The 17,607-nt window shown below is 42.9% G+C and carries 15 protein-coding genes; 5 read left to right on the forward strand and 10 right to left on the reverse strand.

Annotated elements, in window-relative coordinates; genetic code table 11:
• Positions 1-268: 268 nt before the first annotated feature.
• The gene (locus tag V7K42_RS23165; protein WP_334919636.1) at positions 269-3,295 is read left to right on the forward strand and encodes an SMC family ATPase; all 3,027 of its coding nucleotides are present in this window, start codon (positions 269-271) and stop codon (positions 3,293-3,295) included.
• Here V7K42_RS23165 and V7K42_RS23170 read toward each other — a convergent pair.
• Positions 3,292-4,737 (reverse strand): peptidoglycan-binding protein, encoded by a 1,446-nt coding sequence (locus tag V7K42_RS23170; RefSeq protein WP_334919637.1) that lies wholly within the window; start codon positions 4,735-4,737, stop codon positions 3,292-3,294. The two genes, V7K42_RS23165 and V7K42_RS23170, sit on opposite strands and share 4 nt — an antisense overlap.
• Before the next feature lie 264 nt (positions 4,738-5,001).
• Here V7K42_RS23170 and V7K42_RS23175 point away from each other — a divergent pair, with 264 nt between their 5' ends.
• Positions 5,002-6,768 (forward strand): MHYT domain-containing protein, encoded by a 1,767-nt coding sequence (locus V7K42_RS23175; protein WP_334919638.1) that lies wholly within the window; start codon positions 5,002-5,004, stop codon positions 6,766-6,768.
• Positions 6,769-6,807: 39 nt separating this feature from the next.
• Here the strand turns inward: V7K42_RS23175 and V7K42_RS23180 are convergent, their stop codons facing one another.
• The 9 genes from V7K42_RS23180 to V7K42_RS23220 all read right to left on the reverse strand — a co-directional run bounded on the left by V7K42_RS23180 (position 6,808) and on the right by V7K42_RS23220 (position 13,877).
• A complete protein-coding gene (locus V7K42_RS23180; protein ID WP_334919639.1) occupies positions 6,808-7,311 on the reverse strand; it encodes an SH3 domain-containing protein in 504 nt (167 codons plus the stop codon).
• Positions 7,312-7,429: 118 nt separating this feature from the next.
• Positions 7,430-8,941, reverse strand: a complete 1,512-nt coding sequence (locus V7K42_RS23185; protein ID WP_334919640.1) for an AAA family ATPase — start codon at positions 8,939-8,941, stop codon at positions 7,430-7,432.
• Between the two features lie 813 nt (positions 8,942-9,754).
• Positions 9,755-10,276 (reverse strand): YceD family protein, encoded by a 522-nt coding sequence (locus V7K42_RS23190; RefSeq protein ID WP_334919641.1) that lies wholly within the window; start codon positions 10,274-10,276, stop codon positions 9,755-9,757.
• 141 nt (positions 10,277-10,417) lie between these two features.
• Complete coding sequence (locus V7K42_RS23195; RefSeq protein ID WP_334919642.1) at positions 10,418-10,960, reverse strand: Jag family protein; 543 nt, start codon at positions 10,958-10,960, stop codon at positions 10,418-10,420.
• Entirely contained in the window at positions 10,957-12,111 is a 1,155-nt protein-coding gene (yidC, locus tag V7K42_RS23200) for a membrane protein insertase YidC (protein WP_334919643.1), read from the reverse strand. The genes V7K42_RS23195 and yidC overlap by 4 nt, the downstream gene beginning before the upstream one ends.
• Positions 12,112-12,294: 183 nt before the next feature.
• Positions 12,295-12,687: a PH domain-containing protein gene (locus V7K42_RS23205; RefSeq protein WP_094327631.1), complete on the reverse strand. Its 393-nt coding sequence runs from the start codon at positions 12,685-12,687 to the stop codon at positions 12,295-12,297.
• Positions 12,674-13,096 (reverse strand): ribonuclease P protein component, encoded by a 423-nt coding sequence (rnpA, locus tag V7K42_RS23210; protein ID WP_334919644.1) that lies wholly within the window; start codon positions 13,094-13,096, stop codon positions 12,674-12,676. Before rnpA ends, V7K42_RS23205 begins: the two co-directional genes overlap by 14 nt.
• 16 nt (positions 13,097-13,112) lie before the next feature.
• Entirely contained in the window at positions 13,113-13,247 is a 135-nt protein-coding gene (gene rpmH, locus V7K42_RS23215; protein ID WP_099102484.1) for a 50S ribosomal protein L34, read from the reverse strand.
• A 117-nt stretch (positions 13,248-13,364) separates the two neighbouring features.
• Positions 13,365-13,877, reverse strand: coding sequence for a DUF2808 domain-containing protein (locus V7K42_RS23220; RefSeq protein WP_334919645.1), 513 nt, complete (start codon positions 13,875-13,877; stop codon positions 13,365-13,367).
• Positions 13,878-14,638: 761 nt separating this feature from the next.
• Here V7K42_RS23220 and V7K42_RS23225 point away from each other — a divergent pair.
• Genes V7K42_RS23225 through V7K42_RS23235 form a run of 3 tightly spaced genes read left to right on the forward strand, consistent with a single transcriptional unit; the run spans position 14,639 to position 17,533 of the window.
• Positions 14,639-15,805, forward strand: a complete 1,167-nt coding sequence (locus tag V7K42_RS23225; RefSeq protein ID WP_334919646.1) for a Re/Si-specific NAD(P)(+) transhydrogenase subunit alpha — start codon at positions 14,639-14,641, stop codon at positions 15,803-15,805.
• Positions 15,806-15,836: 31 nt separating this feature from the next.
• Positions 15,837-16,130, forward strand: coding sequence for an NAD(P) transhydrogenase subunit alpha (locus tag V7K42_RS23230; protein ID WP_100900811.1), 294 nt, complete (start codon positions 15,837-15,839; stop codon positions 16,128-16,130).
• The gene (locus tag V7K42_RS23235) at positions 16,127-17,533 is read left to right on the forward strand and encodes an NAD(P)(+) transhydrogenase (Re/Si-specific) subunit beta (protein ID WP_334919647.1); all 1,407 of its coding nucleotides are present in this window, start codon (positions 16,127-16,129) and stop codon (positions 17,531-17,533) included. The genes V7K42_RS23230 and V7K42_RS23235 overlap by 4 nt, the downstream gene beginning before the upstream one ends.
• Positions 17,534-17,607 lie beyond the last annotated feature (74 nt).

Here is a 17,607-nt window from a genome sequence, read left to right on the forward strand (position 1 = left end):
CATCGTCTTTCGAGAATTCGCCACAATAATTATAATGTTTTCACCTCAGACGACAGAGAGAAATAACGATCGCTCTCCACGGAAGTTTCATTTTTCTCCGAAAATAGCAAAAGTTTTTCATGCAACAAGAAAAATTTACTCATCCTATTGTTAATTTTTGTAAAATTGAAGTCTTCAAGACTAGAAACCTGATATCTAGATAGCTAAACTAAAAAACAGTGCATCTGTACTGTTAATTATTAAAAGTAGATGTGGCGCTATAGCCTGAATGATCCCAGTACAACTTATCCTCAAAAACTTTCTTAGTTACCGTGATGCAACTTTAGATTTTGGCGGTTTGCATACGGCTTGTATTTCGGGTTCCAATGGTGCTGGTAAATCTTCGCTTCTGGAAGCAATCACTTGGGCTATTTGGGGTGAAAGCCGCGCCACTGCTGAAGATGATGTCATCTATTCTGGCGCAAAAGAAGTTCGAGTTGATTTTACTTTCCAAAGTAACCAGCAAAAATATCGGGTGATTCGGACTCGAATTCGGGGAGGTACTAGCGTTCTTGAATTTCAGATCGAAATCCCATCTGGGTTTCGCTCACTCACTGGCAAAGGTGTAAGAGCAACCCAAGATTTGATTTTAGAACACATTAAGCTCGATTATGATACTTTTATTAATTCTGCATACTTACGTCAAGGTCGTGCAGATGAATTTATGCTCAAGCGTCCGACAGAACGCAAAGAAATTTTAGCGGAGTTGTTGAAACTCAATCAGTACGATGATTTGGAAGAGCGGGCAAAGGAATCTTCTCGTCAGTTCAAAGCACAGGCATTAGAGTTAGAGCGCTCTTTGGAGTCGATCAAAATTCAGTTGCAACAACGCGAGACTACCCAAGCGCAAAGAGTCGAGTTAGAAGCAGAACTTAACCAACTGCAACAGGTGCAAGCTTTTGATAATATTCAATTACAAAGTTTGCAAGTTGTCCAGCACCAGCGCCAAAATTGGGAACAACAACTCACTTTTGTAAAGCAGCAATACCAAAATCTTACCCAAGATTGCGATCGCCTCCAACAAGAACAATCAGCTATTGGCTCTCAGCTATCAGATTTAGAAAAAATATTACATCAAGAAGCTGAAATTAAAGCTGGATACGCCCAATATCAAAGTCTCCAATCTCAAGAAGAAGCCTTTGCTGCCAAATTTGAAGAATACACTCGCGCTGGGCAGACTCGTCAACAAAAGCAACAACAGCTTACCAAACAAATTCACGAAATCGAACGCCAACTGCAACAAGCACAAGCCCAAATCGAAGCTTTACAGCAACAAGAGCGAGATATTCAGCAAACTCTAACTAAATCAGGTGAAGTCGAAGCTGCTTTGTCACAACTAACCGCAGCCCGTCACCATGTTGCTCGTTTAGATCAACTGCAAATGCAAGTAACTCCCTTGTTGCAACAACGAGCAGCTTTACAAAGCCAACTCGATCGCACTCATGCTGGTTTAGTAGCGCGACTCGAACAACTGCAAAGTACTGAGAACCAATTGCAACGCCAGCAACGCCGCCAACCACAACTACAACAAGCGGTGATGGATGTGGCAATCCAGATTGAAGAACTGGAGAAAAAGCGGGTTTATCTGCAACGAGTCCAGGAAAAAGGGCAAGAAAGGCGGCACTTTATCGAACGTCTACAAGCTCACCAACGGGACTATGAAAAGCAACTGGGAGAATTAGAGCAAAAATTGCTTATGCTCCAAAATCCTAATGCTCTTTGTCCATTATGTGAACGTTCTTTAGATGAACATCATTGGAGCCGGGTGGTAGAAAAAACCCAGACTGAGTTAGAGGATACTCAAGGGCAGTTTTGGGTAGTAAGAGAACAAATGGCTGTGTCTGACAAAGAAATTCAAACACTGAGGCAGGAATATCGAGATATTTCTCAACAATTGGCGAGTTATGATGGTTTACGCGAACAACGAGGACAGTTGGCAGCACAGTTAGAAGCTACAACTGATGTCCAACAACAGTTACAACAAATTGCTGCTGAAAAACAACATTTAGAGCGATCGCTCCAAGCAGGTGATTATGCTTCCGATAAACAAGCCGAACTCCGGCAGTTAGACCAATATCTGCAACAAGCTAATTATAACGAACAAGACCACGCCCTCGCCCGGAGTGAAGTTGAACGGTGGCGATGGGCAGAAATTAAACTCCAGCAGATTAAAGATGCAACTAAGCGACAAACGCAACTATTAGCCCGAAAACCAGAATTACAATCCCAAATTGCTCAATTACAATCCAGAATCCAGCACGATCAAACTGATTCTGAATGTGCTAAACAAATTGCGGCTCTTGAGCGACACATTACCGAAATCGGCTACAGTTCTGAGCAGCACAACAATCTACGGATAGCTGCAAAGAAAGCTCAATCCTGGCATTTACGTTATCAACAACTGCTCTCAGCCCAGCAGCAGTATCCTCAACTCCAGACGAGATTGCAAGAGTTAGAAGACTCCAGAAGCGCTAGAGTCACCGAGCGACAAAAACTTAACGGACAAATCGAAAGCATTATCCAGCAATTACAAGCTACATCTAACCCATCTGCCCAAATTCAAGCTTTAGAGCAGCAGTTAGCCATCCGCAGACGGCAACTTGATGAGCAAATAGCCAAGTTGGGGCGTTTAGAACAGTTGGCGCATCAACTGGAAACGCTGCAAATTCAGTATGAACAACAGCAGCAGCAATTACAATCTTGCAAGCAAGAATATCGTGTTTATCAGGAATTAGCGCAAGCTTTTGGTAAAAATGGCATCCAAGCACTGATGATTGAGAATGTGTTACCACAACTGGAAGCCGAGACAAATCAACTACTTTCGCGGCTGAGTGGTAATCAATTTCATGTACAATTTATTACTCAAAAAGCTGGACGCAGTGCTAAATCAACCAAGAAAAATGCCAAGCTGATAGACACCCTAGATATTTTAATTGCCGATTCTAGAGGAACGCGCTCTTATGAAACTTACTCTGGTGGAGAAGCCTTTAGAATTAACTTTGCCATCCGTTTAGCACTGGCGAAATTATTAGCACAACGGGCGGGGGCGGCGTTGCAATTGTTGATTGTGGATGAAGGTTTTGGTACACAAGATTCCGAAGGATGCGATCGCTTAATTGCAGCGATTAATGCGATATCCTCCGATTTTGCCTGCATCCTCACCGTTACCCACATGCCCCACCTCAAAGAAGCTTTCCAAGCCAGAATTGAGGTGAATAAAACTCAAGAAGGTTCCCAGTTGAGTTTGTCAATTTAATTGTATTTTACCCGTGCATCCAAACCTAATGAGCGGAGCTTTTTACTTAGGGTTTCGGCTTGAGCGCGATCGCTAAATGCTCCAGCATTCACATAATCCCCTAGATGGGATTGCTCTGTAACAGCATCAGGTATATATTGTTGCACTTTAATCAGAGTATCATTACTGGAAATTGGCACTATTACTCTGTAAGGATTACTAGCAACTAATGTGTTGCCATTGCTAACAGGTACTACATAACCACCACTAGGAGGTAATACTGAGCGATAAGTTTGAGGTGCTACATAGTCATTATTAGGAGTTGATGCATAACTATTCGCTTCAGTATAATTGCCTCCAGTTGAGCTATTCAAGCCTAACGCTTGCCAAGTTGCCCAATCTACATTTCCAGTAGCATTAATTCGAGAATATTGCTGGAATGCAATCACAGACCCTCTGGTGTAATCGCTGAAAAAGCCATCAGGATTGGTATTAGAGAAACCCAACTGCGATAAACGCTCTTGAACTAATGTGACATTATCGCCGCGATCGCCTACAGTCAGATAATCTCTGCTCGGTTGTTGAGTAATAGATCCGCCTGTAGAGACTCTACGCACTGCCTCTAAAACTTGAGCATCGGCAATGCCATCAACAGGTAGGCGATTATTTCGCTGGAATTTGATCGTAGCATTTCTTGTTACCGGGCCAATAGTCCCAGTTGGATTAGTATTAAAATAACCTAGCTGCCGCAAACGCACTTGTAGTTCTCTGACTTGTTGAGTCGAGAGACTGTTTCTGGCTTGAGTTGGAGACGAACCGAGGAGTGCATTCCAAGTTTGTTGATTCACAATCCCGTTAGCAGCTATGCCATAATTTCGCTGGAATTTGATCGTAGCATCTCTAGTCTTTGGGCCAAAATTTCCAGTAGGATTCGCATTCAAGTAACCTAACTGCCGCAAACGCTGTTGTAACCTTGTGACGGCTGCACCAGTTTTGCCTTGAGAGAGAACAGGATATTGAACACTTGGGGAGCGCGATACACTACTAGTATTCCGACTAGAAGTTCGACATGCTCGTTGCAAGGCTTCTTGCGTATTAATACCTAAAACCCCATCAGCAGGTATTCTATTTGCTTGCTGGAATTTGATCACAGCATTTTGAGTCAAACTAGCAAACTTGCCACTGACTGGGCCATTAAAGTAGCCTAATTTTTTTAAACACCTCTGGCTACTGGTAACTTCCGGCCCATTACTTCCTATTTTCTGAAGTGCTAAAGCTTGCCCAGTTAGACTCAAAAGCCCTGTAATCATGACCCCAGACAAAAGACGCATCGCTGCACCGCTAGATAACTTTTTCCAATTCAAAAATTTGAAATTAGCTACATTAGGAACAACCTTGATGCTTTCAGATGCCTCGGAGACTGAGGCAAGCTTGGTTAAATAGCTATTTACCCCTGTTTTCACTTACTTTTTTCAAGTTACGGCTACACAAGATTATACCACTTACTTTGTATTATCTTTTCTTAGTATTATTATTTACATAAAAATTACCCGACTAGATGATACAAAAGTTTTATAGGGGGAATAATAAGCAATGTAAAGCTTTGGAGGCTTGTTTTCTATTTGCCTGACAAAATTTTTGCTATACCCATTTGGGTTTTGAGCATGAAGAACGCAGACAAATAGTCAATCTAGTCTTCAATTGAATTGCGGATAATATTCAACCTAATGCTCTACGGTATCTACGATATTCGCTTAGTCTTATTTTCCATTGCCATTGCCATACTTACGGCTTACACGACACTTGATCTAGCTATAAGAGTTACAGACGCTAAATCGCAGTCAAAGTGGCGGTGGCTACTAGGGGGAGCCACCGCTATGGGAATCGGCATTTGGGCAATGCATTTTATTGCGATGCTGGCGTTCAGTCTGCCAATTCCTATTAGCTATGACTGGTTAACAGTTTTGATTTCGGTGCTACCTGCAATTTTCGCCTCTGGATTAGCCCTGTACTTAGTTAGCCAGCCAGAATTTGGTATTTTGCGGTTGTTGAGTGGTAGCGTCCTCATGGGCACAGGAATTAGTGCAATGCACTACATCGGTATGGCTGCTATTCGTTTACCAGCCAAAATGTCATATAACTTAAGTGTGGTTGCACTCTCCATTGCGATCGCTATTCTCATCTCACTGGTTGCCCTCTGGGTAGGGTTTAACCTCAGAGCTAATAGTACAGTAACAGGACGCTTTTTGAGGATTGGCAGTGCAATTATTATGGGTGCTGCCATTCCCTCAATGCACTACACAGGGATGATGGCTACCCATTTTTCAGTCGTCGAATCGGTCGAGTTTTCAGCAGTTGATACCACTGCAACCTATTGGATGGCTGCGATTATTGGCTTATTCACATTACTCCTTCTAGGATGGACGCTGCTCACATCTTTTTTCAACGAACAATTGAGTGTTCAACTAGTCAAAACGGCTGATCTTAAACAAAACGAAGAACGTCTCAAACAAGCTTTACAAAACCAAGAAGTGCTAGCTGCTCTAGCTGAATCTCGGTCTGAAGAATTAGAGACAGCTATGTTGGCACTTCAGAAAGCTCAATTGCAATTTCTTCAAGCAGAAAAAATGTCGTCTTTGGGACAAATAGTAGCCGGAGTTGCTCATGAGATTAACAATCCTGCTAACTTCATTTATGGAAACCTTTTCCATACGGAAATTTATCTGCGGGAACTCTTAGAATTAATCAACACTTATCAGCAATATTATCCTGAACCTGAGCTTGTGGTTCAAGCGAAATTAGAGTCTATTGATTTACCATTCTTGCAAGAAGATTTACCCAAACTACTCAACTCAATGCAAGCTGGAGCAGAACGTATTAAACATATTGTGGAATCTCTACGTAACTTCTCTCGTCTAGATGAGGCACAATTAAAAGCTGTGGATATCCACGAAGGGCTTGATTCAACACTGCTCATTCTTCAGAATCGTATTAGTTATGCACCAAACAATCGTCCAGAGATTATTGTAATTAAAGAATATGGTAATTTACCCTTAGTAAATTGCTATCCCGGACAGTTAAACCAAGTATTTTTCAACATCATTGCAAATGCTATTGATGTGTTAGAAAAAAAGCTGATTAGCTTAAAATCAAAGTCTAGTTTTACACCTTTTATTCGGATTAGAACAACTGTTAATAAAGTTGGCTGGGTCAACATTCAAATTTTCGACAATGGTTCTGGTGTTAATGAAGACGTGCAAAATAAAATTTACGATCCCTTTTTCACAACTAAACCAGTTGGACAAGGAACTGGATTAGGATTATCAATTAGCTTTCAGATTGTCGTTCAAACACATGGTGGTAGGCTCAACTGTCTTTCTGCCAAGGGGCAAGGAACTACTTTTCAAATTGAGCTTCCAATTGATACATTGATACATACTTCCGGTTTTCTGGGAAAGCAATCTCAATTAATTCCAGATGAAGCTATTGAGTAGACACATCTCATTTTTGGTCATGCTTTCCTGTTGTTTGTGCTATTGTTGATCAACTTTTTCAGTATTACCTGCTTTCACCCAACCTTCTTGTTCGCTACCTTCCAAACGGATCTTTTGCCAAGCTTTATCCTCACTTTCTGACAAAATAATAATTTTTTGATTAAAAGTAACCCCACCAATTTTTTCAGCTTCTTGATTTGGTTGCGATCGCAAACTCAAGCCTTCAGCCCAACTAACACGCCCTCGGTAAGCTCCCGATGGCAATGGTTTTGGTGATGGGGTAGCCTTTGGTGATTCTGTGGGAGTGGAGGTTGGAGACGATTTAGTAGATATCCCAGGTGTAAGGCTGGGTTTGCCTTCTCCAGGCTGAGTTCCTTTTGGAGCTTGGGCTTTTACCGAGGGGCTATCGTTGGAAAAAACGGGTTTGGCAGGAGGTATGCCGGTGCGATTCATGAAATAGAGTGCAACTGCAACGCCGCCACCTACCAATACAGCGATCGCTAAGAAAAACCCAAGTAGAAATTTTGTTACGCCAGACAACATAGTTAAAACCCGATCGCCAGTGGTAAATAGTCAATAGTCAATAGTAATTCATGATTCACTATTGGCTATTAACTAGCAATTATTAACTAACTCATTATTGTAGCTACTGTTGAAGCGTTCACGTAGTGCGCCGGAGACGTTCGCTTAAAGGATTGTGTTTTGATGCTAAACGCGCTCTCCCAGCCGCCGCCCATTCTTGGAGTTGTTGAATTTGCTCTACAGCAGTTCGCGCCAAGGGGATAATTTGACTAGCTGCTTCTAAAATGTCGTCGGTAGCAAAGTCGCGGTTTTGGCTAAATCCAATATGCATCGCTTCAATTAAAGTTTGCTCAATCTCTGCCCCAGAAAAATCGGGCGTTTCATAAGCTAACCTTTCAATGTCATAACTTTTCAAGTTATGGGGGCGCAATCGGGATAAATGAACATCATAAATTGCTTTTCTCTCTTCTTGGGTGGGCAATCCCACAAAGAAAATTTCATCAAATCGCCCCTTACGGAGCATTTCTGGCGGTAAAGCTTGGATATCGTTGGCGGTGGCGACGACAAACACGGGTGAGCTTTTTTCGGCTAACCAGGTAATAAAAGTACCAAATACACGGCTGGCTGTTCCAGCATCACCTTTACTACCAAGTCCGGCAAAGGCTTTATCTATTTCATCAATCCACAAAATACAGGGAGCGAGGGCTTCGGCTACTTGGATCATTTGCCGAGTCCGAGATTCTGATTCACCCACCAAACCACCAAATAACCTGCCCACATCCAGACGTAGTAAGGGTAAATGCCAGTGGTGAGCGATCGCTTTTGCTGTTAACGATTTACCAGTTCCCTGAATACCCACCAACATTAAACCACGGGGGTGCGGTAATCCGTACTGTCGGGCCTTATCAGTAAAGGAGCCTCCCCGACGAATCAGCCAGTCTTTCAAGTTATCGAGTCCACCGATATCAGAAATTTGCTCAGTGGCGGGGTAGAAGTCCAGGATTTGGGTTTGGCGGATAGTTTGGCGCTTTTCTTCCAAAACCAGATCCACGTCTTCTGGCTGCAATTCTCCGTGAGTAGCGATCGCTTTTGCCAAAACCCGGCGAATCCGTTCCATCGAAAGTCCTTGACAAGATAGCACCAAATCATCTAAAACTTTGCCAGAAAGGGAGTTATTAGTACTTTGGAGTAAGCGTTCCACCTCAGTTTTAATTTCTGCGGCGGCGGGTAAGGGAAACTCGACGACTGTCAAAACTTCGCTTAAATCGTCAGGAATGGCGATGCGTGGCGACAATAGGACAATATTTTTTGGTTGCGACTTGAGAAGTCTGGAAAGATTGCGGAGTTTGCGGGCGATCGCTACATCATCTAAAAAGCGATGATAATCTCGGAGAATTATTACCGCAGATGCAGAAGCTGGTAATTTTTCGATAAATTCTAAAGCTTGTAGGGGGTTACGTCGCCCAAACCCAATATCATTGGGGTTTCCCTGGTAGCCATCGACAAAATCCCAAGTATACACGGGGCGATTACCCTGGTTGGTTGCTTCTTCTCGGATAGCTGCTTCTACCCGCTCCTCTTCATAAGTGGGAATATAAATCAAGGGATAGCGGGCACGTAGCAGCAGTTTAAACTCTTCACGGAAGTTCATATATAGCTGTGGTTATTAGTTCTTCTCTCATTGTTCAGGTTTGTATCGCTTCTAACAACTAAAAACTAATAACAATAATTCTAGGCTGCCATCTACAACTTTATAGAGATTGCCGATGCGATCGCTCTGTTGTGATATTACGATCTAAATTATTAGGTGGTTGATCCAATTTAATTGTGGCACTTCTGTATTTGTCCTTGCCAAAAACTTTTCTAAAATTGGATTTAACTTTAAACTTTTCTCAATAGTCTGGCTTTACATGAGTGAAGTTTGGAATTCGCTTTAAAATCTTTTCTGGCGATACATTAAAAGAAAGAGCCTGAGCTTAATCGGGAATGCTCACTCTACAAATGTGTATTCCTTGTAAACAAAACGGGCACCATATTACCATATAGCCTATTCTTGTTTGCAAATCACCAACATATTGAAAATCTACTCCTAGCTGATAACAATTTGGACAAGCTAATGCAGGTGAATTGGGCAAGTAATTATTAATATCGCTAATTAAATACATCCATCGGAGAAAAAGACTCTTCCTTTTTGGACTCATGCTTGCAACGCAAATTGATATAATTTAAGCTTAGATAAATTAATTTAGATAGTTTTATAATAGTGTGGCAAGACTAAGATGATGCATTAAAAATTTTGGAAAAATCCCAGCTTTAAAAATATAATTTAATTTTTCTCTTCACACCATTTTTGTCTTGCAGCGCCATTAGGAGCGTTAGGTACTATAGACACATATTTTATTATACAAAATAGTTAATTGCGCCGTAACGCACCAAATGGCACTTTAAAAAAGTTAAACTCCAGCTACGATCCCGGAAGTTGCTTTTTCAAAGCTTCCAGAGAAGCCCAACGGTTATCAACTGGAGTTTCAGGACTATCAGAAGTATCAACAGTATTACTTACAGGAATACCTGGACAATTGCGATCGCACAATTGGCGCTGAGGCACTGCCAAACACATCTGCTCATACAGCCATTCATTGGGATAAAAATGACCATCAGGTGGCAGGCTTTCAAGCAACTCTTCCATAACCACTTCCCGCTCTAAGGGCAAGTCATTTGCTTGATTTGCAGTTTCGTCTAACCAGATGATTTCTTTGGTATCAAGCCCTAAGCGGCGATTGTATTGCTGTAAGCAGCGATTGCAGGTACAAGTAATAATTGTTTCTGCCTGAGCGGACACTTCCAAGTAAGTGCCATTATGCTGCACGCGCACACGACCGCGAACTGGTGTTAACGTTTCCAGACCAGGCAGAAATTCTTCAACTTGAACTTCCTCTGTCCGCTCCGGGGCTTTGGTTAGCTGCGGAATATAAATTGCGTCCATAGGATTTGTGAGACATCCTCACGAAAAATTAATGGTGATTACCAGCAATAATACTGATACTACATCTTTATTTTAGCTTTTAGGAACAAGAGAAATTTTGAAATTATATTGAGCTTTCAATTAACCCTTGTACAGACGCGATTAATCGCGTCTCTCCTCACCCCTAACTTCTTCCAACGAAGCCGGTCGTACAACCAGATGACGATGGGGTTCTTTGCCGCGACTGAAGGTTTCCAAATCTCCAAATTCCTTCAAGAAAGTATGGATTTGTCGCCTTTCAGCAGAACTGAGAGATTTGATTTCTACTTCTCTACCAGAAAAGCGCACTTCATCGGCTGCTGCTTCTGCTAATGCGCGAATTTCGGCTTCTCTTTTGACCCGATAGCCATTCAATTCAATAGTGTAAGAGGCTTGTTCTTCTAGAGGTTGGCTCAGATTAAGAACTGAATTTGCTAGATACTGAATCGCATCTAGCACAGAACCATCAGTACCAATTAATATCTGGATTTGTTCTGTTGTCAGATTAGTTTGATCGATTGTCAACCAGTAGTTATCTGGTTCTGGGGAATCGCCTTCTTGAGATTGGGCCGTTTCTAAATGACCCTGAATCTCAGCAGGTACTCCAGTGAGTTCCAGCAGGGTTTTTAACCACTGCTGACCTCGCTGCATCGAAATGTTACTCATGATCCCCCTGTGGCCTTTTTCTTAGAACTTTTCGGTTCAAATGGTAATGCTTTTTGTCCAGTAGACGTTGTTGCTTCTTTCTCTTGGGTTTCTACAATTTTTTGCAATTCTTCTGGTAGAGGTTCGCGGGAAAGAAGATAAGTTTGTGCGGTTTGAAAAATATTACCAATCACCATATACATCAGCACCCCGGCTGGTAGGGGAAAGAACAAAAACATCCCAGAAAAGATGACTGGAGTGATTTTGTTAACGGTATCCTGCTGGGGATTACCACCACTAGAATTTTGCCCAGAAAGCATTTGGCTAACATAAAGGCTGATTCCAAAGAAGACAATCATGGCGACAATATCCCAGTGGATTGTGCCATCAGGATCTTGTGCGCCAACCCTGCCTAAAGCATCAATGAATAGAAAACCTTTTTCTGCTGCTAGTCCAGGAATTGTTCCTTGAATGCTAACTTCTCCTGGTTGCAAGGCTTCTACATTGCCATCAGCATCAATTTTTATCCGATCTTCCCCTTTGGTGACTTTCCAATCAGGAACTAGCTTATTTTCTGGGTGTTCTGCTAAAAGTACCTGAAAGGGTTTGCCCTCGACAGTCTGATATTGGATCTTAGTTTGTTCTCCCACCGCCAGTTTGTTACCACTGGGAAGGATTGCAGCTACTTTAACGTGTTCCCCATCCGCAACATAAATATTTTGAGGAGCAGTAGCAAAGGCTTGGGGTTGAATTTGCTCGATTTGTTCTGCGGGAAGAATTTGCAAGTTAACGCTGTAGTTCGCACTTGCAAAAGGCGAACCCCGTAAAGTGGCAAACAGCGCTAATAAGACCGGCATTTGTACTAGTAATGGAAAACAGCCTGCTAAAGGGTTGCCAAATTCTTTTTGGACATTGACCATTTCCTCTTGCTGCTTTTGCGGTTCGTCCTTATAACGCTCTTTAACTTCTGCTATCCGCTTCTGCATTAGAGGTTGTACAATTCGCATCTTCCGCATGTTGCGAATTGAGCCAGCACTCAGGGGATAGAGCGCGAAGCGGACTATCAATGTCAAAGCAACGATCGCCAATCCGTAGCTAGGCACTATACCATAGAAGAAATCTATGATTGGCAGCATCACGTTGTTCGAGAGAAAGCCGATACCAAAATCCATTATTCTGAATTCAACCTGAGGTACTGTAAACTGACTGAATCTAATTTATCTAAATCATTAATTATGTGCGACTACCCTTCGCTACGGATAGCCGCACAATGAAATCGGGAATTGGGCATTGGGAAATAACCAATCGTTTTTCTTCCCCTACTCACCCTGCTCCCTGCTCCCTGGCCCCTCTCATCACTTATTAGCAGTGGCGCTATATTCGGGATTTTTCGCAGCAATTCTTTCGTTAATGTAGTCATAGACTTCCCGGAATTTGGGAATTGCACGCAATTCGAGACGGCTGCCGTTTCTTAGGGTTAGTACCATATCTCCCCATAAGCCAATGCCACGGGGGATTGTAACTACTTTGACAATTTCTGAGTAAATTATGTCAGTGCGATCGCGCCCCTGCCAACCTCCGATTACGGTAACTCGGCGGTCGGTGATGCGGAAACGCAGCCACAATGCCCTAACAATTGCTCCAACTGTTAATGGTATTCCAACGACAGTTAACCCAATTAGCAGGTTGACAATTAAATCCCCAATATGGGGGCCACCTTCATAATAAACATCTTCACGAATTCCCATCGAACACCTCAGCTTGTGCCAACAACTGCTCTAATTCTTGCAGAAATTGTGGGCTTACGCACTTAGATTCTGCTGCTGTGGGTTTGACAATGAACACTAACCGCCATCCTGGTGATAATTTTGGTAGCAAGTTATATAAAGCAGAGGTTATTTGCCGTTTGATTCGGTTGCGAACCACTGCCCTTTTACTGACTTTTGTGCTTATGGAAATACCAATTCGCGTGCTGGCAAGATTTACTGAGTCAATTGCTTGTGTAGTCTGGGTGGCAGCGTCCAAAGAAGGTTTTTTTGAACACAACGGCTTTAAGGCTCTCAATGTTAAATAAGAGCCATTGCGCCGAATTCCTTCCCGGAAAACTGCCTGGAAATCCTTGCGGGATTTTAGCCGATTTGCTTTAGGCAAAGCCACAGATGCCCAATATGCCCTAAACGCTCAAACGGTGACGGCCCTTTTTTCTTCTAGCACTGATCACGTTTCTGCCGTCTGGTGTCCGCATCCTGGCGCGAAAACCAGAGGTTCTTTTTCTCTTACGGCTAGTGCCGCCTAGTGTTCTTTTCATACTCTTCTCCTCTTAGGTGATTTTTATAAAAACTCACAATCTCTAACTGTATCACCTTTTTTAGTGAATTTGGAATTGATTGTTCCTCTTGTTCCCTTCTCTGCCCAGTCCCCAGTCTTAATTGATGCTCAAAATCCATGTTCCCATGTAGCGCAGTAGTGGTACATCACCAGGGGAGAGGACTTGACAGTTAAAATAGTAAACTCCGCCAAAGGATGGGTTTTTAACGTTAGATAAGACTACCTCAACTGCGCTACCGGCTGGCACTGGTTCTTGAGGAAAAATATTAATCAACTTACCTTCTTTGTCCCATTTAACCTCAGAAAGTGGAACAGCTTTGCCTTTGACTCGGACTTCAATTTCTTTCTGGTCAAAAGTTCCTTTGTAATAATCAGGGTAGGTAATGGCAAATTGACCAACTGCCAATTTCATTCGTTTGGCTGGAATCCTTAATATGTATCGATCCCAGCCATTGGCTTGCCCGCCAAAATCTAACCGATAGGGTAGCTGATTTTCGCTTTTGACACCGCTAAATAGCGTAAATCCTGGTAAGCTATCTGCCCAAGTTAGGGCTGGAAATCCAGTCACTAAAAAGCTAGTAACGGCTAAAGCAGAAAGTAAACGTCGCATAATTGAGCTTCCTCCACCAAAAAATAAATCTGTTATCTAAAATAACCGTGTGTTAGTATTCGTTACTAAAGTTTACTACTCACTTCCTGACAATTGACGTTCCGTAACAACAAAAAGTGCCATTTTTCCTGATGTTTGGGCGACAGTAAAATTCCTTAGTAGTAAATTTAACCAATAATCAATTTACTTCATTACCCTTACAGAGTACTGATTTGATGACTAGGTTGGTCAAATTTTCAACTAAATATAAACACAGTGGGGATTTGATTGTGTTTCTAAATATGTACAAGTGTATCTAAATTTGAGAGTTTTGTTATAAAAATTGAGGGATGCCATCAGCGATCGCCAGTTAAGTTGAGATAAATTGATTAAGATAAGTTGGAATGAAATGCGTAATCATTAAAATTTGATTTGAAAATTCTCAAGCTTCAAAAATTCGGTCAATATTACTCTATAAGAAAGGAATACCAAAATTTCTCAATCCCGAAAATAAGCTAAAGATAAAGATGCAAAATTTGGGAATCAACTTAGGATGTGCAATACGTAACCCTGTTTGCAACTATCTGAAAATATGACATCTGCGAGCGGCAAAGTTAGGCTTTGCCTGGAGAGCTAAGAGTGGGAGAGGAAAGATTCAAGGTTCAATCTACAAGTAAAAGTCATGGTTGATGTTCCTGCTTAAGTACGATGAGTGCGGGATATCCCTCATCTAGACAATCGCTTACTTGGCAGAGATTAGGTATTTATCTTCAGGAGATTTCATGAGAATAGCAGTTGCTAAAGAAATTGAAGTTTGTGAACGTCGTGTGGCATTAATTCCTGACACCGTTGCTCGATTGGTAAAACAAGGTTTGGAAGTTTGGGTAGAAACAGGTGCAGGAGAGCGATCTTTTTTCAGCGATCCTGACTATGAAGCCGCAGGAGCTACAATAATCAGCGATACTGCCAAATTATGGGGCGAGACAGATATTCTTTTAAAAGTCAGTCCACCGCAAGAACGAGAAGATGGACGCTCAGAAGTTGATTTGTTAAAGGAAGGGGCTGTATTAGTCAGTTTCCTCAATCCTTTAGGGAATCCTGTTGTGGCGCAGCAACTAGCAAATCGGAAAATTACAGCCTTGAGTATGGAGATGATTCCCCGTACTACCAGGGCGCAAAGTATGGATGCTTTGTCCTCGCAAGCTTCATTAGCAGGTTACAAAGCAGTATTAATTGCGGCAGCTGCATTACCGAAATATTTCCCGATGTTAACCACAGCCGCAGGGACGATCGCTCCAGCGAAAGTATTTATTATGGGCGCTGGTGTAGCGGGATTGCAAGCGATCGCTACCGCTAGACGTTTGGGAGCAGTTGTAGAAGCCTTTGATATCCGTCCCGCCGTCAAAGAAGAAGTGCAAAGCTTAGGGGCAAAATTCGTTGAAGTCAAATTAGACGAAGAAACCGTTGCTGCTGGCGGTTACGCCAAGGAAATTTCTGAGGCTAGCAAACAACGTACCCAAGAAGTTGTCGCCGAACACGTCAAAAATTCTGATGTTGTAATTACTACCGCCCAAGTACCTGGAAGACAAGCACCACGGCTAGTTACAGAAGAAATGGTGGCACAAATGAAACCAGGTTCAGTAATTGTGGATTTGGCTGCTGACCAGGGTGGTAACTGCGCCTGTACCGAACCCGGTAAAGATATTGTGTGGAACGGCGTGACAATTATCGGCCCCATCAATCTCCCATCATCAATGCCAATTCACGCCAGCCAATTGTATGCCAAGAACGTAACATCGTTGATGCAACTGTTAATCAAAGACAAAGCTTTGCAAGTGGACTTCAGCGACGACATCGTTGATGCAGCTTGCGTTACCCACGCTGGTGAAATTCGCAATCAACGAGTCCGGGATGCACTACAAGCTTTGAGCGGCGTTGGAGCAGGTTAATAGCCAAATTACCATAAGGAGTTTTGATTTCATGACAGAGGCATTACTTGCTGCTTTGTTTGTATTTGTGTTGGCATCTTTTATCGGCTTTGAAGTCATCAACAAAATCCCACCGACTCTACACACGCCCTTAATGTCAGGCTCAAACGCGATTTCGGGCATTGCGGTACTGGGAGCAATAGTTGCTGCTGGTGCGAGAGACACCAGTGTGTCAGTAATTCTTGGTTTGATTGCTGTGGTATTGGCAACAGTCAACGTTGTGGGTGGATTTTTAGTGACAGACAGAATGTTGCAAATGTTCAAGAAGAAGGAGATTAAGGCGTGAGCGACTTTTTACCAACTGGCATTCAGCTGACGTACTTAGTCGCTGCATCGTTATTCATTCTGGGTTTGAAAAAGCTGGGATCGCCTGCTACAGCGAGAAATGGTAATATTGTAGCGGCTGTGGGGATGTTGCTGGCGATCGTAGCAACAATGTTAGATCAACATGTGTTGAACTACGAGATGATATTGTTGGGCTTGGCGATTGGATCGGGAATTGGTGCGATCGTTGCCTACAAAGTCCAAATGACCGAAATGCCCCAAATGGTGGGTTTACTCAACGGTTTGGGTGGTGCAGCTTCCGCTTTAGTAGCCGTTGCCGAATTCTGGCGGTTATTGGATAGTTCTCAGACAATACCCCTAGATGTGAACATTTCCATGCTATTGGACGTGTTAATCGGTGGTGTTACCTTCACAGGTAGTTTTCTCGCCTTTGCCAAATTGCAAGGTTTAATTAGCGGTTCCCCGATTACATTTCCATTCCAGCAACCATTTAACCTCTTGCTTCTGGGTGCTTATTTAGTAGGTAGTGCCTACTTAATCATCACACCAGATAGCTTACCCATATTCTTGGGAGTGGTTGGCGTTTCATTGGTGCTGGGTGTGATGTTCGTCATCCCCATTGGTGGCGGCGATATGCCTGTGGTAATCTCGCTGTTGAACTCGTTGTCAGGTGTGGCGGCTGCTGCTGCTGGATTCGTGGTGATGAACAATATGTTAATCATCGCTGGTGCTTTGGTAGGAGCATCTGGCTTAATCCTCACCGAAATTATGTGTAAGGCAATGAACCGCTCCTTATTTAGCGTGCTGTTCAGCGCTTTTGGTACAGGTTCTAGTTCTGGTGGTGGTGCTGCTAGTGGTGGTGCAACCGATCAAAGCGTCCGCAGCATCGATCCTGAAGAAGGGGCGATGATGTTGGGTTATGCTCGTTCTGTGGTAATTGTGCCTGGTTATGGTATGGCAGTTGCCCAAGCGCAACATAGCGTCCGGGAATTGTCAGATCAGTTAGAAAAAATGGGCGTTGATGTCAAATATGCCATTCACCCTGTTGCAGGGAGAATGCCGGGGCACATGAATGTGTTGCTGGCAGAGGCAAATGTGCCTTATACGCAGTTGTACGATATGGATGATATTAATCCCCAGTTTGAGCAAGCGGATGTGGCTTTAGTAATTGGGGCAAATGATGTGGTAAATCCGGCAGCGCGGAGTGATACAAGTAGCCCGATTTATGGTATGCCGATTTTGGAAGTAGATCGGGCGAAGCAGACGATTGTGATTAAGCGCGGGATGAGTACGGGTTTTGCCGGTGTAGATAATGAGTTGTTCTACAAAGATAAAACTACGATGCTTTTTGGTAGCGCGAAGGATATGGTGGCGAAGTTGGTTTCCGAAGTGAAGCAACTTTAACGAACCACAGAGGCGCAGAGAGCGCGGAGGAAGAATTTAGAGAGTTGGCTTGCTTTGGGAGTGTGATACTTCTG

The sequence above is a fragment of the Nostoc sp. genome (assembly GCF_036917455.1).
Classification (GTDB): Bacteria; Cyanobacteriota; Cyanobacteriia; order Cyanobacteriales; family Nostocaceae; genus Nostoc.